Genomic DNA, 21,752 nt, shown 5'->3' on the forward strand with positions numbered 1-21,752 from the left:
CCCTTTATTAAAAAATCACACCTGCGTGTAAAATAACGTTCGCATATGGCGTTGCTTCTCCTGTACGAATAATTGCCTTCGCCTGTTTTGTAAGTTCTTTAAACTGTTCATGAGATACATATTCAAAAGCAGCCTCTTTCAAACGTTCTTCAACTTCTTGGTTTACCTCTGCATTATACGTAGTAATTTCTTCTGCTAATGTTAGTTTTTCAACTGCCATATCATCTGTTACAACTTGTAATACATCTAAAAATGATGGTTTTCCAAGTTCAATAGCTAAATCAATTCGTTTCACACCGTTAGGAATTGGTAAGCCACAATCCGCAATCACAATTGTATCCGTATGCCCAAGTGAAGCAAGCACAGCAGCGATTTCACTATTTAATACACCGTGCTTCTTCATCCGACAATCACCTGCACTTCCCGGAGTCTCTCTCTTGTTGGCATACCGCCTTGTGCTCCTAGCTTTGTTACAGAAAGACCACCCGCAATATTTGCAAATCGAATTGCCTTTTCCAGTAGCTCACCTTCCGCAAGTGCAACCGCTAATGCACCGTTAAAAGTATCGCCAGCTCCTGTCGTATCTACTACTTCTACAGAAATGCCTGGAACATGAACAACTTCTGCACCATTATGGAAACGAACGCCTTCACTACCTTCTGTCATCAATAACTTATTTGGGTATTTCGCAAGTAATTCTTCAATTGGTGACGTAAAATCATCTAATACGATGCGGCACTCATGCTCATTCGGTGTAATATATGTTGCCTTTTCCAAAATATCTGCTGATAAAACTTGTGCCGGGGCTGGATTTAACATCACTGGAATTTTATGCTCTTCGCAAAGATTAAGAACATACTCTACTGTCTCTAGTGGTATTTCCAACTGAAGTACAACCATATCTGCTTTTACGAGAAGATCTTTTGCACGATTTACAATTTCTTCGTTTACAAGACGATTTGCACCTTGTACAACAACAATGCTGTTATCTTCTTCCGCTAACACGATATGGGCAATACCTGTCGTTTCACCTGTAACCGGTACCACATAATCGATAAAAATACGTTCATTCTCTAAATTATTTTTAACTACTTTACCGTAATCATCATTCCCTACAGCTCCAACCATTGCTACATTCGCACCTAATCTAACTGCAGCAACTGCCTGGTTGGCACCTTTTCCTCCTGGCACTGTATGAAACGCTTCACCAATTACCGTCTCTCCTGCTTTCGGTCGCTTTTTTGAAACGGCGACTAAATCCATTGAAATACTGCCGACTACTGCAATGTTTGGCATATATCTCATCTCCTTACTTCGTTGTATTTCGTTCTATAATTTTAATCGGTAAACGATAATGTTCGGTTTCTAATGGTTTTCCTACCATCTGCTCTAATAGTAATTCCGTTGCAATACGCCCCATCTCATAAATAGGCTGTGCCACTGTTGTAATGGATGGATGCATCATTTCTGTTAAAGAAATACCATCAAACCCAATGATTTGTAATTCATTAGGAATAGCAATCCCCTTCTGCAAAGCTGCCTTGACTACACCGATTGCAATCAAATCATTTCCTGCTACAATACCATCAATATGCGGATATTCGTCTAGTAATTCCATCGTAACACGTTCGCTATTTGCTGGATCAAATGTACTCTCAGCAATCATATAAGAAAGACCATACTCTGTAATCATATCTACAAAACCTTCAAATCGTTCATTTGCAGTACTTACGTCACGTGGTCCACGAATATGGGCAATATGTTTACAACCCTTTTCTAATAGTAACTTCGTTGCCTCTTGAATCCCCGCATAGTTATCTGCGTATACTGTAGGGATTCTCTCATTAAACATGCGGTCAATTGCCACAACTGGTATAGATAGATTCATGTAATTCACACTATTTTGCGGGTTCGTTGCTACAATAAACCCATCTACGTTGTTTTGTCTAAGTACATCAATATATTGTTTCTCTTTTTCTAAACTTTCATCAGAATTACAAAGTACAACTGTGTATCCTTGTTTATGTGCTACATCCTCTACGGCACGTGCAACTTCTGGAAAGAATGGATTCACGATATTTGGAACGACCAAACCGATTAAACGAGATTTTTTATTATATAGAGAACGCGCTACCGTGCTAGGCTTATAATCCAACATTTCAATTGCTCGCTCTACTTTTTTTAGCGTATCTTCGCGAACATACCCGTTCTTATTTAACACCCTGGAAACGGTCGCAACAGATACTCCCGCTAATTTCGCAACATCTTTTATCGTACTCATTCTCTTCCCTCCTCATCACATGTAACCGTTTACACAAAATAATATAACTTATTTCTAAAAATACGTCAATCACTTCTAACTAAAAAGCATCGCCCTAAGGCGATGCTTTTTTCTCATTATGAGTAAGATACGTTCGTTTCTTTTTCTTCTACCGCAGCAGACTCTTCTGCACCTTTCTTACGATCAGAAAGCTTGATTTTCTGCAAGAAAATCGTAAATACGGCACCGACCACAATAAAGACTAATCCTGTTAGGAATACACTGTGAAGTGAATCTACTAAAGATGTTTTTAAAATAGGTACGATGCTATTAGAGAATGCTTCTGGCATTTGCTTTAATGCCTCTGGACTAAATAACATAGAATATAAACCTTGTGGATCTGTATGAATCATATCTTTAAACTTCGTTACCATTTCTCCAGCTTGTGGCGGAAACTTATCTAATACCGGCACTAATTTCTCAGTTAGAACTGTACCTGAAGTATTATTCATAATAGAACCTAAAATCGTAATCCCGAATGTTCCCCCAATTTGACGGAAGAATTGACTGGAAGATGTTACAACGCCAAGATCTTTTTTCGGGAAACTTTCTTGCAATGCTAATGTTAATGTTGGCATTACAAGTCCCATTCCTAAACCGATAATGCTCATATAAGAAGTTGCAACAAGCTTACTTGTATGCATATCCATTGTCGTTAACAACCAAAAACCACTAGCCATAATAAGCATCCCTGTAATAATTTGTGGTTTCACGCCAACTTTTAATACGAGCTGACCACCGATAATACTCATCACAATCATCGTAATCATCATTGGTGTCATGATCGTTCCAGATTCAGCAGCACTTACTCCAACAATTCCTTGCATAAAGAATGGAACGAACATAATTGCTCCAAACATTCCAATGCTCATAAAGAAACCAATTGCATTTAGTAGTGTAAATGTACGGTTCTTAAAGAAATGCATTGGCAAAATTGGCTCTTCTGCCTTTGTTTCAACAATAACAAAGCTTACGATGCCGATGATTGCAAGTGCAAATAACCCAATGATTTGCCAAGAATCCCATGCATAGTCTTTCCCGCCGAATGTTAATGCAAGTAATAAACTTACAACACCGAGAATCATCGTGAAAATACCAGCAATATCAATTTTAATTGGTCCTGTTTGTTTATGTGATTTTAATCCCATTGCAATAAAGATTGTCGCTAACACACCAACTGGTAAATTTATATAGAATACCCATCTCCAGTTGACAGCATCTACAATCCAACCACCTACTTGCGGTCCAATTACAGATGCAAGACCATATAATGCTCCGAAAATCCCTTGCCATTTCGCACGTTCTTTTCCTGTAAACATATCCCCGATAATAATCATCGCCATTGGCATCATAATACCGCCACCTAGGCCTTGAATACCACGGAAAATGATTAACTCCGTCATGCCGTTTGCCATACCACAAAGGGCTGAACCAACCATGAAAATAACTAACCCTGTTATATATACGTTACGACGTCCTAATAAGTCAGCTAACTTCCCTGCAATTGGTACAACTGTCGTTGATGTTAACATATACGCTGTTGTTAACCATGTCATTAAACTTAATCCGCCTAGTTCACCAACGATACGCGGCATTGCTGTACCAACAATTGTTCCATCTAACGCAGCAAATACCATCGCAATAACTAGACCAATTAACAACAACTTTCTATTTTGGTTTTCTTGTTGCTCCATGTAATCTCCTCAATTCTCTTTAGTTTGTCTCTTTTTTCTCGGATGCTCCGCAAATAATTTTCTCTAATTTTTCAAATAAGCGTAATAAATCTTCTCTTTCCTGTAATTCTAATTGTGAGAAATACTTGGCAATGTGTTCATTTCGAGCAGCCATTGCCTCTTCTAATACATCTTTCCCCTTCTTTGTTAACTCAATTATGACAACGCGACGATCACTTTTGTCGTGATAGCGTAACACCAATTCTTGCTCAATTAAACGATCAATCATCACTGTAATTGCACTTGGTTTCACGTACATTTTCTTCGCCAGCTCTGTAGCCCTTGCTGCACCGTAATGATCTAAAATTTTTAAAATGTAAAATTGCGGTGGTGTAAGTCCTGATGCTTGCATTTGTTCTAATAACTCCGTTTGCATTTTCTTCCCTATAGAAAATGCAAGAGCCTGAATTTTATCAATATGATTTATATCATTTTGCATGTTATCCACCTCTTATTTAAACAATAAAATATTTAACGTATTTAAATATTAAACTACCTAATAAATCCCGTCAACAACTTTATTTCATAAAAACGTTTACAAATTTGTCACAAAGTTGTATACTTTGTGACGAAGTTAATAGCGAAAGTCATGGAGAATTAGAGTATACGACTATGGAACATGGAAAGAGTGCCTTTCTATATTTCATGGTCTTTTTTTGTTTACCATGGTGTTGAACGCTTACAATAATAGAGGAGGATTTTAGGCGATGTTTCTAACTAATTTATTTAAACCTGCGCCGCATACAGAACGCTTGCCTGCTGATCGCGTAGATAGCGAATACCGCAAACTACGCTTACAAGTGTTTTTAGGAATTTTCATTGGTTATGCAGGTTACTATCTTGTTCGCAAAAACTTTTCACTAGCAATGCCTTATCTTGTTGAACAAGGATTTAGCAAAGGAGAACTTGGAGTTATCCTTTCTGCCGTATCTATTGCATATGGCTTAAGTAAATTTATAATGGGGATTGTATCCGACCGTTGTAACCCCCGCTACTTCTTAGCAGCAGGGCTATTTTTATCCGGTATCATTAATATTATTTTTGGTTCATTCTCTTTTATTACAACGAGTATTTTACTAATGTTTGTTCTCCAGTTTTTAAATGGCTGGGTACAAGGTATGGGCTGGCCTCCATGTGGTCGTACAATGGTTCATTGGTTCTCTATTAGTGAACGCGGTACAAAAATGTCTATTTGGAACGTTGCCCACAATGTTGGTGGTGGGCTTATGGGACCACTTGTAACATTAGGACTATTCTTATTTGCTGGTAGCTGGCAAAGTATTTTCTACTTCCCAGGTATTTTTGCAATTTTAGTTGGAATCTATGTATTAATTGTAATGCGCGATACACCTCAATCTTGTGGATTACCACCTATTGAAGAATATACAGGTGAATATCCTTCAGATGAAAAAGTAAAAGATCGTGAACGTGAACTTTCAGTAAAAGAAATTTTATTTACGTATGTATTAAACAACAAATTTTTATGGTACATCGCAATCGCTAACGTATTCGTATACTTCGTACGCTACGGCGTTGTAGACTGGGCACCGACTTATTTAGTAGAAGAAAAAAGCTTTACTCATAATAGTTCTCGTACAGCATACGCATTGTATGAATTTGCTGGTATTCCAGGTACACTCCTTTGTGGATGGATGAGTGATAAATTATTTAAAGGACGCCGTGCACCTGCTGGTATTTTATTTATGGTTGGTGTATTCATTGCCGTTCTTGTTTATTGGTTAAATCCAGCTGGTCACCCAATCATTGACAGCATCGCACTTGTTGCAATTGGCTTCTTAATTTATGGACCAGTTATGTTAATTGGATTACATGCCCTTGACTTAGCACCAAAAAAAGCTGCTGGAACAGCTGCTGGTTTAACAGGTTTCTTCGGTTACCTGGGCGGTGCTGCATTTGCTAGTGCGGCAATGGGCTTTATTGTAGATGCTTTCGGGTGGAACGGTGGTTTCATTCTATTACTTGCATCTTGTGTGCTTGCGATTGTCTTCCTTGCTCTAACTTTAAATACAGGATCATCAAAATCACAGCAAGCATAAAGTGAAACTTTACTCAGTAAAAAACAAAATAGCTCTTAGCATTAAGATACACGCTAAGAGCTATTTTTTATTTATGTCTAGTGATATTGTCTTGCCTACTATAACAATCATTTCCCTTCTATTTACAACATTACTTTTATTAAAACATCTGCTGAAACATTTTCACAGTAATAGCCAATATCACTGAAGTAGCAAAGCCCCCTAAACAAATAAGACTTACTCCTTGACTATATGACAGATTTTGAAACCCTTTCATTTCTTTCATCCTCTCATGTATTTATTTGATATCTTTATTTTATCCATGGAGGCAATTTTATAACATCGATTTCGCTAACAACTGTCTTACAAAATTGTAAGATTTCCCCCTTTGAACTACCCCCACTTAACAGTCTAACAAACTGTTTGAAGTGGGGGATTTCTACGAACACCAAAGTATCCCTCGGCTTTATGAGTAGGCAATCCCCGTAGTCCCTACGGTTAGAAGCCTTAAGGCCTCTTTTCTCAGATTTTTTCCTGCGTTGACATCTCTATCATGATGCATACCACAAGAAAGATACTTCCATTCACGCAATTCCAGATCTTTCACGTCTTTGTTTTTGTTTCCACAATTTGAACAAAGCTGAGAGCTGGCGAATGTTTTTGATACCACGACGACTTGTTTCCCATACCACTCTACCTTATACGTAAGCATCGCTCTGAATTGTGACCAAGATACTTCTTGAATCGCTTTTGCTAGCTTGTGATTCTGTAACATATTGGATACTTGCAAATCTTCTATCCCAATCACATCGTGGTTTTTGATGATCATCGTAGAGAGTTTTTGCAAATAATCGGTTCTTGCATTTGTGATTCGTTCATGAATACGAGCCACTTTGATTCGCTGTTTATGCCAGTTCGCTCCACCTTTTGTACGGCGAGACAGAATACGCTGGGCATGAGCGAGCTTCTTCTCTAATACCCGAAACCATTTCGGATTGCCAAATACCTCTCCAGTTGAAAGAATCGCAAAGTTTTTTACACCAACAACGGAACCTGGCAATTCTTGCACTTCTACTTCGGCAAGAATCGAGACAAAATATGTTCCACTTGGATTTTTTCTGACAGTAGCACTCAAAATGCGGCCTTCTACCTCACGACTTTTGGCAAACGTGACAAGGCCCAGTTTCGGTAACTTTATTTGATTCCCTACAATCGCGATGTTCCCATTCGTGTGCTTCGTTGTATAAGATTGGACTTTATTGTTTTTCGACTTAAACCGAGGTGCTTTGTTTTGTTTGTTGAAGAATCGTGAATACGAGTCAGTGAGGTTGTGAAGAGAAGATTGAAGAGCCGTGCTGTCCACTTCTTTTAACCATACAAATTCTTTTTTGAGAGCAGGTAATTGCGAAGAACAAGTGCCATAGGTGAATCCTTTTCCTGTTTCTTTATATCTATCATTCCATTTTGCCAAAAAGTAATTGAATACAAAACGAGAGCAACCAATTGTTTTCGCAATACGTATTTTTTGTTCTGCGCTAGGGTAGATCCGGAACTTATACGCTTTATGGACGAGCACCACTTTCCACCTCACTTCCTATTTTGGTTTTTCTACATGCTTTTTTCGCGATATGCATGAGAACGATATCATATTATACTCAAAAATACTTCTCTCGTATCATTTCTTCTTGTCGAAATTCCTCTGTCGCCCTTCAAAAATGTATACATATGGATGGAATTTTATGATGGAACAATTCCTTATATGTAAGAATGCTTCTTACTGCATCATTTCCCTTCTATAGGAACGAACGGATTCCGATACCTCATACTAACTCTTCAACAAGAAGAACCATTAGGCTTTTGCCTAACCGCCATTCATCTCCCACCTACTCATTGGACCATATCCTATCCATTCCTTGAGGTGGGAGTTTTCTGTCGGGAAATGATAAAAAACAGACAACATTTCTATTGTCTGTTACTTTACAATCATCACCGGGCATTTCACTCGTTTAGCTACTTTATGACTTACACTACCGAGCACCATTTCTTGTAATGTATTTAATCCCCTACTCCCCACAATTACAAGATCAATGTCTCCTGTATTTACGTATTGAATAATTGTATCACTTGGATCACCATGTAAAATCGTAATTTTATAGGAGATCTCTTCTTGCTGTAATAAAGCCTCAATTTCTTTTAATCTATCTTTTCTACTAGCTGAAATTGTTTCTATATTTGTTTGTCCCTGTATAATATCTGATTTTGCCGTTCTATTATCTACTACGTATACAACTTCAACGTTTATTTCCTTACTCAACATAGCGATGTGTGCGGCATGTTTTGCTGCGCGCATTGCGTGTTCTGAACCATCACATGCTAGTATAATCTGCTTGTACATATGCTGAAGCCCCTTTCATCATCATACTCGTATTATAATACAAAAAGAACCCTTTCGGCCTCCCGAAAAGGTTCTTCCTATTTAACTAACAGCTTGTTCTTTATTTTTATTATAAGTAGCCAATTTTGTAACAAGCTGCGAACTACGCTCGTTTAATCCCGTTATATTTACTTTCACACCATTTTGCTCATACTTCATCACAACTTTATCCACGGCTGCTACTGCTGAATCATCCCATATATGGGCATGTGTAAAATCAATTTCTACTTCTTTTACATCTTCTTTAAACTGAAACGTATTTATGAATGCTGTAGTAGATGCAAAGAAGAGTTGTCCGTGAACAGTGTATCTCTTTTTCTCACCAATATAAAAATGTTTCACGTGAATCTTTGCCATATTCGCTGCAAATAGTACGGCACTTATTACCGTACCGATAATCACACCGAGTCCTAAATTATGTGTTACAAGAACAATTGCAACTGTTACGACCATAACAAACGCGTCACCCTTTGGAACTTTATGAAGGGTAAATACAGAATTCCAATCAAATGTTCCAATAGACACCATAATCATAACCGCAACTAATGCTGCCATTGGAATATGGACAACATAGTCACCAAGAACAAACAGTAGAACAATTAAAAAGCCACCAGCAACGAATGTTGATAATCGACCACGTCCGCCTGATTTCATATTAATAAGAGATTGTCCAATCATCGCGCACCCTGCCATTCCACCAAAGAAACCAGCAACAATATTGGCAATTCCTTGACCACTTGCCTCTTTATGTTTATTACTCGGTGTATCTGTTATATCATCTAGAAGAGATGCTGTTAATAGCGATTCTAATAAACCAATCACAGCTAACATAATCGAATAAGGTAAAATAATAGCTAATGTTTCTAACGTAAATGGTACATCCGGAATACTAAAGAACGGTAATTCGGTTGGTAAATTTCCCATATCGCCAACAGTTCGTAATTCAAATCCGCTGAGTAACGCAATACTTGTCACAATAATAATAGAAACAAGTGTAGACGGTACTGCTGTTGTAATACGTGGAAATAGATAAATAATTACGAGTCCTAATGCTACTAACGCATACATTTGCCAGTTTACACCTTTGAAATGTGGCAATTGTGCTGTAAAAATTAAAATCCCTAATGCATTTACAAAACCACTCATAACCGAGCGCGGAACAAATTTCATTAATGAACTTAGCTTTAATACTCCAAAAATAATTTGTACAACACCTGTTAAAATCGTCGTTGCAAATAAATACTGCAATCCGTAATCTTTTACAATCGTCACCATTAACAGCGCCATCGCACCTGTCGCAGCAGAAATCATCCCCGGTCTCCCGCCCACAAATGAAATTGTCACGGCAATACAAAATGCAGCGTATAGTCCAACCATCGGATCTACTCCTGCAATAACGGAAAAGGCAATCGCTTCAGGAATCAGCGCTAGTGCAACAACAATACCTGATAACACATCGCCTTTTACATTCGAAAACCATTCGTTTTTTATCTTTTGAAACAAAAAAACACTCCTCTACTTTTTTATTTTTAATTTCCTCCATAAGAAAATCGATCCGACTGCACGAGAGCTATTATATAATAAATGTCAGATTTTTTGCTATGAAAAAGTTTCCCAAAATAAAAAGACGCTTGCTTTTATGCAGCGTCTTTTCTACTTAATGTCCAGCATGACCTCCGCCATTTTCCTGAACAATCTCTAATCTTTCATCTAATATCCCTTGCGTTTCAAATGAAATATTCTCCGTATTCCCTAATAAAAAGCCATGATTATATGGTCCTAAGGTTGGATCATCCTTAAACTTCGGCTGGATTGTTGCCAATAAATCATAGACTGGTTGCGAAACCTTCCCTTTATCTAATAATAGAACAGGTGCATGTTTCCCCATATGAGAAAACGGTGCACCAGCAATTGCTAAATCTGGTGTTTCTGTTGAAACAAATGATACACCATGTCCCGGTTTTTTGAATCCCCAACCAAATTTCGTTTTTTCATCTTTAAAATTAGCAAAAGCGATAGAGTTTTCTGTCGGACTTTCCCCACTAATACGCGTTACTTTACCATGCTTACTTAACTGTTTTTCTACTTCTTTTGAAATTATTTTTTCTGGACCTAATATATATATATTTGCTTTCCCTTTTCTTGCTTTTAACGCCTCAATTGTAGCTTCGGGTACTTTATCTTTTGTTACATATAAAAGAGGTTCTGGCATATGTGCAATCCAATTTACAGCTGGCGTTGTATATAAACGCCCTTCTTCTTCAGACGAACCGATAATAACACTTTCTGGATACTTCCCTGTTATGTCTGCATATTCTTTATCAACGTCTTTCGCAAATATAGCTGGATCTGTTTCTTTTATTTGTTTTACTTTAAATTCTTTTAATTGATCTAATGTAGAAGATCCTACATCCCCCATTACCATAATTTGAGTTCCATCTTTTGTTCCAAGTGGATTTAACCGCTTGATCTCTTTTAATGTTGCCTCTGGAATTCCCTCTTTATTTGTAAATAAAATAGGCCCATTGTTCGGATGATGAATCAAATCCGCACTAGCAAGCCCAAGTTGCCACTGATTAACTGGTACTAAGATCACCGCTCCTGGTTGATTCTCTTTATGAGTTGCTGGCCAGATTGTTTGTGATGTTAACACTGCCATTTGCACAGGATCATTTGTATTTAATCTTGTTATATTTTTTAAACTTGTTGTTAATAAATCGCTAGATGCCTTTGCATTCATTTCTTTCGGTGTCATCGCCTCATGATTCATTTCCTTTTGCTGCTCATTTTTCTTCTCTTTTTCAGATTCGTGATTTTTATGCTCTGTATTGGCTTGCCCACACGCTGCAAGTCCAAATGCAGCAACTATTGTCACACTTAACATTCGAGCTGTTTTTTTCAAAAAAACGCCTCCTCACCTTTATCGTTTGAACCTATATCCTTTACCTAAAATGAAAATTTCAACTATACGATAACAACCAAATCTGAAGAAATTATGCAGACGCATCATAATCTGCACCATTTCTCCATGATTTTGCATTACACTTTTAATAGTGAATACAAATACGGAGGATATTATATGATGAATATACTACTCGTAGATGATGAACCACGTATGCTGGAGTTATTAGCACTTTATCTTACTCCTAGAGGATATAATTGCATTTCTGCGACTTCAGGCCAAGAAGCCATTTCCTATATAGAAAACCAAAGTTTTAAGTTTGTTCTTCTCGATATTATGATGCCAAAAATGGATGGATGGGAAACATGTAAAAGGATTCGTTCATTTAGTAATGTTCCTATCATTATGGTAACCGCTCGGGATCAAACGATAGATGTTGTTCAAGGATTAAAAATCGGAGCTGATGATTATATAACAAAACCGTTTCATGAAGATGAACTATTAGCACGAATTGAAGCCGTATTGCGACGTAGCAATCAGCATGAACAACTAAAATATAGAGGGATTTTGTGGGATGAAGCAAAGCACTTTATTTCCGTTCATGGACAAGAGATTTTGCTTACACCAATTGAATTCTCTTTACTTGGATTATTTTTGCGTCACGTAAACTATGTACTCAGCCGTGATCAGCTTATTGAGCGAATTTGGGGGCTAGATACAAATACAGAGGATCGCACAGTGGATTCCCATATTCGTAATTTACGTGATAAATTACGAAAGGCTAATTTTCCAATTGATGAACATTTAAAAACCGTGTATGGTGTTGGCTATCGATGGATTGATACTGAAAATCAAGGAGCTACACGATGAAACGAATTTCTGTTCAACTCGGATTTTATTTTTTAATTGTTACGCTTTTAATCGAAACCGTCCTGTTTGCATTGCTCTATTACAGCCTTATCAATACGAGAGTAAATGAAGAAATGACAGCATTATTAAAGCGAGGAAATAGCCATCGGGATGTACTTGAAAAACATTTCGATTCCCAAACAATCTCTCATGTCGCTTTAATGGAGTCAGAAGCTGAAACAAAGGTTGTTATTACAAACTCCTATAAAGAAATATTAGCAAAATCTAATGATATAGATTCCACTATAAAAAGGCACATTGTCGAAATGATAACAAGTGCAGATCATAACGGAACAATCATAGAAAACCACTGGAAAACATCTAATTATATATGCACAGTTAGCCCGATAATAATAGAAGGAAAAATACAAGGTTATGTTTATATGTTTCTCGGTACAAGTTCTATTAAACAAATGATTGCAGGTCTTACGAAACAATTCCTTGTTGTTGGTGCTGTTACATTTATTTTAACAGTCATTACGATATTTCTTCTATCGCGTCTGTTAACAAAGCCGCTTCTTCGTATGAAGCATGCTACTGAAAAAATGAGTCATGGTGATTTATCCGTTTCTTTAACAAGTAATCGAAATGATGAAATTGGTGAACTTGCACAGTCTATTCAAACACTTGCGAATGATTTACATTATATGAAAAAAGAACGCAGTGAATTTCTAGCAAGTGTCGCCCATGAGCTAAGAACACCTTTAACTTATGTAAGAGGATATGCAGATATCGCTATGAAAAATGACACGCTTCCTGAACAGCGCCAAAAATATTTATCGATTATAAAAGATGAAGCTGACTACATTACAAATTTAGTACAAGACTTATTTTTACTCGCGCAAATGGAAAAGCATAACTTTTCGATTCAAACAAAGGAAGTACACTTACAAACTTTTCTTTCTCGCATCGTTACAAAAGTGAATATCATGTATGAAGCAAAGCATATCAATGTTTCTTCAACATGCCCTTCTTCACTTTCTATAACTCTTGATGAACAACGATTTGAACAAGTGATCATCAATATTTTAAATAATGCGTATGCACATTCACCTGAACATTCTCAAATTACAATTTCCGTTACAGAGCATAACACACACATTAAACTCTCAATTCAAGATACAGGAGAAGGAATTCCAAAAGAAGATATCCCGCATATTTTCGAACGGTTTTATCGCGTCGATAAAGCAAGATCTCGCTCAACTGGCGGAACTGGATTAGGACTTGCCATTGTCAAAGAAATAGTCGAACTACATGGCGGAACAATTACTGTTACAAGTGAAGTAAATCAAGGTTCTTGCTTTACTATTTCATTTCCAATCAGTATGTAAAAAAATAAAAATGCGAGGGTAATGTCTATAAGACATTACCCTCGCATTTACATACCACTTACAAAATTTTATTCATTAATTAATTCAACTGTTTCCGTAATTTTTATACTATCCTTCACAGATTGAGCAATCGTACAATTCTTTACCGCAAGTTCTAACGCTTTTTCTAATTGTACTTGTGTAATCCCCTCTGCTTTTAACCTATAGTGCAAATGAAGGCTTTCTACCGGTCTCGATAAAACTTCACTTCTTCCAATTTCAGTTTCAATTGTAAACGTATCATATGTAATACGCTTCTTTTCTAAAATTGTCCGAAATACAATTGCACTGCATCCTGCAATAGAAGAAACCAATAATTCTAACGGCGTATGTCCACTTTCTTTTCCAATAGACAATCGACCATTTGAAAATTCTGCTTCAATATCATCATGCTTGATTGTTAGTTTCATATGTTGTTCCCATCTCCACTTTCGTAATTTGCTGCCGTTTCTTATTTATATAATAATACACATAGCAGAAAATGATAAATGGAATGCCGCAATATAGTGCCATACGCTGTTCTGGAATGAACGCTAAACTAATTACAACAATACTATTTGTAATTAACGCTAAAATTGGAACAATTGGATATAGTGGTGTTCTATATTTTAAATCTTCTAATTTCCCGCCACCCTTTATATACTGGCTTCTAAAGCGAAGTTGTGATAAGGCAATGATAATCCAACTTGAGACAGCTGATAAGCCAGCGATAGATAATAAGTACATATATACTGTATCTTCCGCTAAAAAGCTTGTTAATAAAGATAATGCTGCTACTGCAATTGTAACTACTAATGCTGTAATCGGAATCCCACGCTTATTTACCTTTTTGAAAGAAGCCGGTGCCATTCCTTCATTTGCAAGTGACCATAGTATACGTGTCGCTGCATATAATCCTGAGTTCGCTACAGATAATAACGCAGTGATAATAACGAAATTCATAATATCCGCTGCATATGGAATACCGATTTTATCAAATACAACAACGAATGGACTTTCAATAACTCCTGCGTCTTTCCAAGAAATTAAACCTACTAAAATCGTCATTGTTAAAATAAAGAACAACATAATACGCCATACTGTATTACGAATTGCACGCGGGATTGTTTTCTCCGGCTCTTGGCTCTCCCCCGCTGCAATCCCAATTAACTCTGTACCTTGGAATGAAAAGTTAACTGTAATCATTGTAAGAAGTACAGCAGCAAGTCCATTTGGGAACAAACCTCCATCGCTTACAAAATTAGAAAAAAGAGGTGCTGCTTCTTTTCCGTCATATGGTAAAAATCCTAATAACGCACTACCACCAAGAACAACAAATGCAACAATTGTAATAACTTTAATACTTGAGAACCAAAATTCTAATTCCGCATAACTCTTTGCTGAGATAGCATTTGACATATATAAAATAACTCCAAATACAAGACACCATACCCAAACATCGACATGTGGAAACCATCTTTTCATCATTAAACCAATCGATGTTAACTCTAAACCAACTGTAACTGCCCATCCAAGCCAGTACAGCCAGCCGATCATAAATCCGGTCCCTGGACCGATAAACTTCGTCGCATATTTTTGGAAGGAACCAGAAACTGGCATCGCAACCGTTAGCTCACCAAGGCAAAGCATTGTTAAATACATAATAAATCCGCCCACTAAATAAGAAAGAATCGCTCCTCCTGGTCCTGCTTGGTTAATGGTATATCCTGATCCAAGAAAAAATCCTGTTCCGATTACACCTCCAAGTGCAATCATGAATAAATGTCTACTCTTCATCGTACGATGTAATTTCTCGTTCGTTGTTTGCTGCATCGTAATCCTCCCCTATAAAAAACCCTCTATCTCTTTTTAAAATTTTCTGATAATAAAAATATACACGAAAGCGGTTACAATTTCTATATAAAATTAAAACTTTTCTGATAAAATATCATATTTTTTAATTCCTCTTACAATTACACTACTAAAAAGTTAATATATTCCAAGTGGTATTTTCCATACTACATAAATCCATTTTATTTTTCCAAGATATAAAGTGAAACTTTAATCATCCCTCACCAATCGGGCTTTTACGGGCAGGTAATGCGGGCTATGAAAACAAAAGAGGACTGCACTCATTTTCTCTCTTTGTTTTAACTTGGCATGGGGCAGAAAAACGCTTCTATCCATGGACGGATCCTCTCTCCCACCCAAAAAGAAAGGTTTTATGTCGATTTTTCAACTTATATTTATATATGTAAAAAATAAAAAAACTCTTACATCCTATTTCATGTAAGAGTTAACGGCTTTCCAATTTTCTAGACACAAGCGATAAACTGTAGTTAACAACAAAATACATACATGCAACAAGTAATAACGTAGGAATCATATAGTTTACGTTTTGTCCATTAATAATTTGGGCATTATGCATGAGTTCTGGCAAAGATATAACAACTGCTAGTGACGTATCTTTTAATAAAGAGATAAATTGACTAACAAGTGGTGGTACCATGCGTCTCAATGCTTGTGGCAAAATAATATGCCACAGTGTTTGTACATATGATAATCCAGAGGCACGTGCTGCTTCAATTTGTCCTTTTTCAATCGATAATAAGCCACTTCGCACAATTTCTGATATCATCGCTGCTTCAAATATCGTTAAAGCAACAATAGCTGCTGTTGTAATCTCTAATTTCAGTCCAGCTTCTGGAAGTGCAAAATACGTAAAGAAAATAATTAAAAGCAGCGGTAAATTACGAATGATTTCAACGATAAAACCTAGTAACTGTGATACGACTGGTATCTTTGTATATCGCAACGTCCCGACCACACTACCAATAATAAAACTAAGCAAAATTGCTATAACAGCTATTTCTAACGTAACAAGTAGCCCTTTTAATAAAAATAAAATATGATCGCCTGTATAAGCACCTCGAAAGTCCATTTACACCGCTCCTTTCGCTAAGCGTTTCTCAAAGTAACGCACAAGCATACTAAGCGGTACAGTTAAAAGTAAATAAAACATTCCAACAAATATATATACATCAAATGTAACAAATGTTCTTGTTGAGATTAAATCCCCTTGATACATCAAATCTGCTCCTGCAATAATGCCAAGGATAGATGAGTTCTTTACTAAATTGAGAAATTGATTTCCTAATGGCGGAATTACTATTTTAATAGCTTGTGGTAAAACGACATAATACATGGCTTGCACATACGTTAAGCCTGAAGAACGTGCTGCTTCCATCTGTCCTTTCGGTACTGACAAGATTCCAGCTCGAATTGCTTCTGCAATAAATGCTGCTGTATAGACTGTAAGTGCAGCTGTACCAGCAACAAATCCATTTAATGTTACACCCATTACTGGAAAAGCAAAGTAAAATACAAATGCAATTAAAACGAGTGGAATATTCCGAATGAATTCTACATAAGTCGCGCCAAGCCAATTCAAAACTCGAATGGGTGCAATTCGCATCACTGCCATAATAATGCCAAGAATAAAGCTCCCAATCAGTGCAACAATACTGGACAACACTGTATATTTAAATCCTTCTAAATACAAATCAAGATTGTTTATAAGAATAGAAAAATCAGGCAAATGCCCCCCCTCTTTCTTTACAAGAAGAGGATGAGTATCTCTCATCCTCTTACTCTTTCTATACTTTACTTCTCTGGCTTTTCACCAATCCATTTTTCATATAATTTATCGTATTCTCCATTTGCTTTCATTTCTTTTAACAAATCATTAATTGCCTTTGTCAAATCTGTTGCTCCTTTTTGAACAGCGATTCCATACGGCTCATCTGTAAAGATTTTTCCAACAACTTGATAATTTGCATCTTGTTTTGCCATACCATATAAAATGGCATTATCTGTTGTAAGTACATCACCTTTTCCTGCTTTTAACGCTGTAAATGCCTCGCTATAATTTTCAAATTCTAGCACCGTTGCTTCTGGTGATTTTTTACGAACATTTTGTGTAGAAGTTGACCCTTTTACCGCCAATACCTTCACGCCACTTTTCACATCATCAATACTCTTAATCTTGCTTCCTTTTTTCACAAGTAACGACTGCCCCGCTTTAAAATATACATCTGAAAAATCAACTTCTTTTTTACGCTCTTCTGTAATTGTCATCGTTGCGATAATCGCATCAATATCACCGTTTTTCAACATTGGAATACGCGTTTTGGAAGTTACTTCTTTTAATTCTAATTTACTCTCATCTCCTAGAATTTTTTTCGCAAGCGCTTTTGCTACATCCACATCAAACCCTTCTACCTTCCCTGTTGCAGGATCTTTCAATCCAAATAAGTTTGTATCATTTTTAACTCCAACCACTAGTTTCCCACGCTTTTTAATTTGATCTACTACATTCCCGCCAGAAGATTCTTTAGACACTTCTTTAGACGTCTCTTTCTTACTTCCGCAACCCGCTATGATAAGAGTAAATAAACATGAAAATACAATTAAAACAAACAGTTTTTTCGCTTTTAACATGAAATCCCTCCTCTAATGGTTTAACACCCGACTTAAGAACAATCGTGCTCTTTCTTGCTTTGGATTTGCAAAGAAGTCTACTGGCTTTGTATCTTCAATGATTTGTCCTTCATCCATGAATATGATGCGGTCTGCTACTTCACGCGCAAATCCCATCTCATGGGTCACGACAACCATCGTCATCCCTTCTTTTGCTAAAGTTTTCATTACATCAAGTACTTCTCCAATCATCTCTGGATCGAGCGCTGAAGTCGGCTCATCAAATAGCATGATTTCTGGCTTCATTGCTAATCCCCTTGCAATTGCTACCCGTTGTTGTTGTCCTCCAGATAATTGCTGCGGATACACATCCGCTTTCTCTGGAATTCCTACTTTCTCTAAATAGTATCTCGCTGTTTTTTCTGCTTCTTCTTTCGAGACATTACTTACTTTTATTGGTGCAAGTGTAATGTTTTGAAGTACTGTTTTATGTGGATATAAATAAAAATGTTGAAATACCATTCCAATATTCCGGCGTAATCTATTCATATCTGTTTTCGGATTATGTACTTCAACATCTTGTACTACTAATTCTCCTTCTGTAATTGTTTCCAATTGGTTAATGCAGCGAAGTAATGTACTTTTTCCAGATCCAGATGGTCCGACGATTACAACTACTTCTCCTTTTTGAACTTGTAAATTAATATTTTTCAAAACTTGAAAGTTACCATAAAATTTATTTACATCACGAAAAGCAATCAATCTTTTTCCCCCTTTCCACCCTAATTTTATCGTATTTTAACTTGGCCCAATTATTAATAAAATGAAGCTTACCTGATTCAAATTTTATTCGACCACGCAAATAGAAATTCCCATTATTTGAACAATAACGGACAGATATACTGCCCGTTATTGTTTTACAAATACTCTATTATGACACTTCTTCTTTCTTATCTTTTCCGTATTCGTGCTCCCAGAAATCGGCGTTTTTAATTCCTAGTTCACGAGGATCGAATACAGGATCTTTTCCTTCTTTCTTCTGTTTTTCATAGTCTTTCAATGCAAGGAGTGCTGGTTTTTGTAGGAATAAAATTGCAATGATATTCACCCATGCCATAATCCCTACACCGATATCACCAAGAGCCCAAGCGGTTGCTGCTGTTTTTATACAGCCGTAGAATACAACACCTAAGAAAACAATTTTTAAAACAAGTGACATCCATGGACGATCTTTATCACGATTTAAATAGGCAATATTCGTTTCTGCAATGTAGTAATACGCCATAATTGTTGTAAAAGCGAAGAATAATAGAGAAATGGCAACGAAACCGTTTCCAAATCCAGGGAATACAGATTCTACTGCAGCTTGTGTATATCCAGGACCCGGTTCTGCACCATTCAATTTGTTTACAATGAAGTTTTTTCCGCTTGCATCAAATACGTTATACATTCCTGTAATAATCATCATAAACGCTGTTGCTGAACAAACGAATAATGTATCAATGTAAACGGAAAATGCTTGCACAAGTCCTTGCTTTGCTGGATGTGATACTTCCGCTGCTGCTGCAGCATGTGGTCCAGTTCCTTGACCAGCTTCATTTGAATAAATACCACGTTTTACTCCCCAAGAAATTGCTAAACCAATAATTCCACCAAAAGCCGCTTCTAATGCAAATGCACTTTTTATAATTAACATAAATGCTTCAGGTAACTTTTCAATATTCATAAACACAATTACGCAAGCAACAAGTATATATCCAACCGCCATAAATGGCACAACAACTTGTGCTACGTTAACAATACGCTTAACCCCACCAAAAATAATAAGTGCTAATACAACGACTAATACTGCTCCTGAGATAGAAGTATTAATGCCAAAAGCAGTTTCCAAACTTAAGGCAATACTATTTGCTTGAACACCTGGAAGCAACATCCCTGTTGCAAGGATTGTAGCAGCGACAAACACAAGTGCATACCACTTAATTCCTAATCCTTTTTCAATGTAATACGCTGGGCCACCACGAAATTGCCCTTGATGCTTTGTTTTATATATTTGGGCAAGTGTTGATTCTACATAAGCAGATCCCGCTCCTAAAAATGCCACAGCCCACATCCAAAAGACTGCTCCTGGTCCACCAAATGCAACTGCTGTTGCAACGCCGGCGATGTTCCCTGTTCCAACGCGCCCTGATAGAGAAAGCGCTAACGCTTGGAAAGAAGAAACACCGGCTTCTGACTTTTCTCCTTGAAATGTAAGCTTTACCATTTCTCCCACATGTCTAACTTGTAAAAATCTCGTTCGAATCGAAAAATATAAACCAACGCCTAAACATAAATAAACAAGTGCGGGACTCCATACAATACTATTTAGCCAAGTAACGAAAGCTTCCAATCTATTTCCCCTCCTTTTCTTTATAAAGAATATTCAGAATATATAAAAAGTATAAATGTATCTATAGTCTATGACAATATTATTTTGATAAAACAAACATATTTTTGTATAAAAAAACAAAGTATATATTTGATATATATACTTTGTTACATTACATCTGTATTATATATTCACAATGGCTTCCTGTTTTATAATCCTTACATACAGTTCATCTGCTAGCTTTTGAAAATATACTGGCATTTCTTTACCCTTGAACTTCTTCTGAATCGTACCATATAAACCAATATCACGAAGGCGTAAAAATAGTGGTAGTGATTCATACCAACTTTCTTCTAATTGATGTTCTAACTCATACCCTTTTCTTAATACTTGTAATTGTTTACGCACAAACAATGTTTTTTCTTGTTCAGTCTTCCATACATTCGAAAGAACGGAATAATAAATAACCATTGCTAAATCATGAATAAAATAATTATACGTTGCATCATCAAAATCAAAAATCGTCAATTCTTTCCCATCATAATGGAAATTCCCTTGATGAATATCACCATGCATAAGACCAAAATTTCTCTTTTCTATTGGAAGCATCTTTATTTTATCAATTAATACATATGCAATCTTTTTTACTTGTTCATCCTCTAACTGATCAATAATCGCTTTCTCTTCTATCTCCCATGTATCACGATATCCTGTATTAGGATAACTTATTGTAAGACGATGAAGTTGACCAATCGCTTTTCCCCATGCTTCAAAAAGATCATCTCCCCAATAAATAGATGTTGAATCTTTTACTCTCTCTCCTTTGGCATATGCAAATAAAGAAGCGTAAAAGAAAGTTCCATCTACTGCTTGTATCCCTTCTACAAGTTTTCTAGATTTTGAATAATATGGTCTAGCAATCTTAGCTCCATGCTCCCCTAGATACTGTAAAAAATCTAATTCTGTTTCTACTTGTTTTTCAGATCGATGAGAAGAGTGCGTTAATCTTAATACGTAAGATACCCCCTTTTCATCCTTTGCATGAAAAATATAGTTTTCAAAATCTCCAAGTGGATTTTTTTCCACTGTAACGTTAAATAGATTTGCCGCTTCCTCCAAAATTTCATTGGTGAAAACTCTCTCTACAGCTATTTCCATATTTAGCTCCTCCTTTACGTATCCTTTATTTAATTCGACATGAACGTGAAAAATACTGCTA

21 protein-coding genes are annotated in these 21,752 nt (G+C 36.6%); 3 read left to right on the top strand and 18 right to left on the bottom strand.

Annotated elements, in window-relative coordinates; genetic code table 11:
- Positions 1–7: 7 nt before the first annotated feature.
- The 5 genes from rbsD to AC1M36_RS19720 form a co-directional block, all read right to left on the bottom strand.
- Positions 8–403: a D-ribose pyranase gene (gene rbsD, locus AC1M36_RS19700; RefSeq protein ID WP_336452990.1), complete on the bottom strand. Its 396-nt coding sequence runs from the start codon at positions 401–403 to the stop codon at positions 8–10.
- Positions 400–1,296 (bottom strand): ribokinase, encoded by an 897-nt coding sequence (gene rbsK / locus AC1M36_RS19705; protein WP_336452989.1) that lies wholly within the window; start codon positions 1,294–1,296, stop codon positions 400–402. The genes rbsD and rbsK overlap by 4 nt, the downstream gene beginning before the upstream one ends.
- Positions 1,297–1,309: 13 nt before the next feature.
- Positions 1,310–2,281, bottom strand: a complete 972-nt coding sequence (locus AC1M36_RS19710) for a LacI family DNA-binding transcriptional regulator (protein WP_479846125.1) — start codon at positions 2,279–2,281, stop codon at positions 1,310–1,312.
- A 116-nt stretch (positions 2,282–2,397) separates the two neighbouring features.
- The gene (locus AC1M36_RS19715; protein WP_479846126.1) at positions 2,398–4,014 is read right to left on the bottom strand and encodes an MDR family MFS transporter; all 1,617 of its coding nucleotides are present in this window, start codon (positions 4,012–4,014) and stop codon (positions 2,398–2,400) included.
- A 19-nt stretch (positions 4,015–4,033) separates the two neighbouring features.
- Complete coding sequence (locus AC1M36_RS19720) at positions 4,034–4,492, bottom strand: MarR family winged helix-turn-helix transcriptional regulator (RefSeq protein WP_336452986.1); 459 nt, start codon at positions 4,490–4,492, stop codon at positions 4,034–4,036.
- Positions 4,493–4,760: 268 nt separating this feature from the next.
- On the opposite strand from AC1M36_RS19720, the gene glpT reads away from it, so the two are divergent.
- Positions 4,761–6,110: a glycerol-3-phosphate transporter gene (gene glpT, locus AC1M36_RS19725; protein WP_336452985.1), complete on the top strand. Its 1,350-nt coding sequence runs from the start codon at positions 4,761–4,763 to the stop codon at positions 6,108–6,110.
- 139 nt (positions 6,111–6,249) lie between these two features.
- On the opposite strand, the gene AC1M36_RS19730 is transcribed toward glpT, so the two are convergent.
- From AC1M36_RS19730 to AC1M36_RS19750, 5 genes are all read right to left on the bottom strand, one after another.
- Entirely contained in the window at positions 6,250–6,375 is a 126-nt protein-coding gene (locus AC1M36_RS19730; protein ID WP_336452984.1) for a DUF4027 family protein, read from the bottom strand.
- 180 nt (positions 6,376–6,555) lie between these two features.
- The gene (gene tnpB, locus AC1M36_RS19735) at positions 6,556–7,665 is read right to left on the bottom strand and encodes an IS200/IS605 family element RNA-guided endonuclease TnpB (protein WP_479846127.1); all 1,110 of its coding nucleotides are present in this window, start codon (positions 7,663–7,665) and stop codon (positions 6,556–6,558) included.
- 396 nt (positions 7,666–8,061) lie between these two features.
- Positions 8,062–8,484: a universal stress protein gene (locus tag AC1M36_RS19740; RefSeq protein ID WP_336452983.1), complete on the bottom strand. Its 423-nt coding sequence runs from the start codon at positions 8,482–8,484 to the stop codon at positions 8,062–8,064.
- Positions 8,485–8,565: 81 nt separating this feature from the next.
- Complete coding sequence (locus AC1M36_RS19745; RefSeq protein ID WP_336452982.1) at positions 8,566–10,026, bottom strand: SulP family inorganic anion transporter; 1,461 nt, start codon at positions 10,024–10,026, stop codon at positions 8,566–8,568.
- Positions 10,027–10,180: 154 nt separating this feature from the next.
- Complete coding sequence (locus tag AC1M36_RS19750) at positions 10,181–11,407, bottom strand: cell wall-binding repeat-containing protein (protein WP_479846133.1); 1,227 nt, start codon at positions 11,405–11,407, stop codon at positions 10,181–10,183.
- Between the two features lie 195 nt (positions 11,408–11,602).
- On the opposite strand from AC1M36_RS19750, the gene AC1M36_RS19755 reads away from it, so the two are divergent.
- Positions 11,603–12,295: a response regulator transcription factor gene (locus tag AC1M36_RS19755; RefSeq protein WP_336452980.1), complete on the top strand. Its 693-nt coding sequence runs from the start codon at positions 11,603–11,605 to the stop codon at positions 12,293–12,295.
- On the top strand, positions 12,292–13,665 hold the full coding sequence (locus tag AC1M36_RS19760) for a sensor histidine kinase (RefSeq protein ID WP_336452979.1): 1,374 nt from the start codon (positions 12,292–12,294) through the stop codon (positions 13,663–13,665). Before AC1M36_RS19755 ends, AC1M36_RS19760 begins: the two co-directional genes overlap by 4 nt.
- A 68-nt stretch (positions 13,666–13,733) precedes the next feature.
- Here AC1M36_RS19760 and AC1M36_RS19765 read toward each other — a convergent pair whose 3' ends face one another.
- The 8 genes from AC1M36_RS19765 to AC1M36_RS19800 form a co-directional block, all read right to left on the bottom strand.
- Entirely contained in the window at positions 13,734–14,114 is a 381-nt protein-coding gene (locus AC1M36_RS19765) for an OsmC family protein (protein WP_336452978.1), read from the bottom strand.
- On the bottom strand, positions 14,092–15,516 hold the full coding sequence (locus tag AC1M36_RS19770) for an amino acid permease (protein ID WP_336452977.1): 1,425 nt from the start codon (positions 15,514–15,516) through the stop codon (positions 14,092–14,094). Before AC1M36_RS19770 ends, AC1M36_RS19765 begins: the two co-directional genes overlap by 23 nt.
- 463 nt (positions 15,517–15,979) lie before the next feature.
- On the bottom strand, positions 15,980–16,624 hold the full coding sequence (locus AC1M36_RS19775) for an amino acid ABC transporter permease (RefSeq protein WP_174100293.1): 645 nt from the start codon (positions 16,622–16,624) through the stop codon (positions 15,980–15,982).
- Positions 16,625–17,281, bottom strand: a complete 657-nt coding sequence (locus AC1M36_RS19780) for an amino acid ABC transporter permease (RefSeq protein WP_336452976.1) — start codon at positions 17,279–17,281, stop codon at positions 16,625–16,627.
- 65 nt (positions 17,282–17,346) lie between these two features.
- Complete coding sequence (locus AC1M36_RS19785) at positions 17,347–18,183, bottom strand: glutamate ABC transporter substrate-binding protein (RefSeq protein WP_336452975.1); 837 nt, start codon at positions 18,181–18,183, stop codon at positions 17,347–17,349.
- Positions 18,184–18,195: 12 nt separating this feature from the next.
- The gene (locus AC1M36_RS19790) at positions 18,196–18,924 is read right to left on the bottom strand and encodes an amino acid ABC transporter ATP-binding protein (protein WP_336452974.1); all 729 of its coding nucleotides are present in this window, start codon (positions 18,922–18,924) and stop codon (positions 18,196–18,198) included.
- A gap of 169 nt (positions 18,925–19,093) precedes the next feature.
- The gene (locus AC1M36_RS19795; RefSeq protein WP_336452973.1) at positions 19,094–20,554 is read right to left on the bottom strand and encodes an alanine/glycine:cation symporter family protein; all 1,461 of its coding nucleotides are present in this window, start codon (positions 20,552–20,554) and stop codon (positions 19,094–19,096) included.
- Positions 20,555–20,716: 162 nt separating this feature from the next.
- A complete protein-coding gene (locus AC1M36_RS19800; RefSeq protein ID WP_336452972.1) occupies positions 20,717–21,691 on the bottom strand; it encodes a phosphotransferase enzyme family protein in 975 nt (324 codons plus the stop codon).
- Positions 21,692–21,752 lie beyond the last annotated feature (61 nt).

The organism is Bacillus sp. Medicinal_06 (assembly GCF_056711665.1).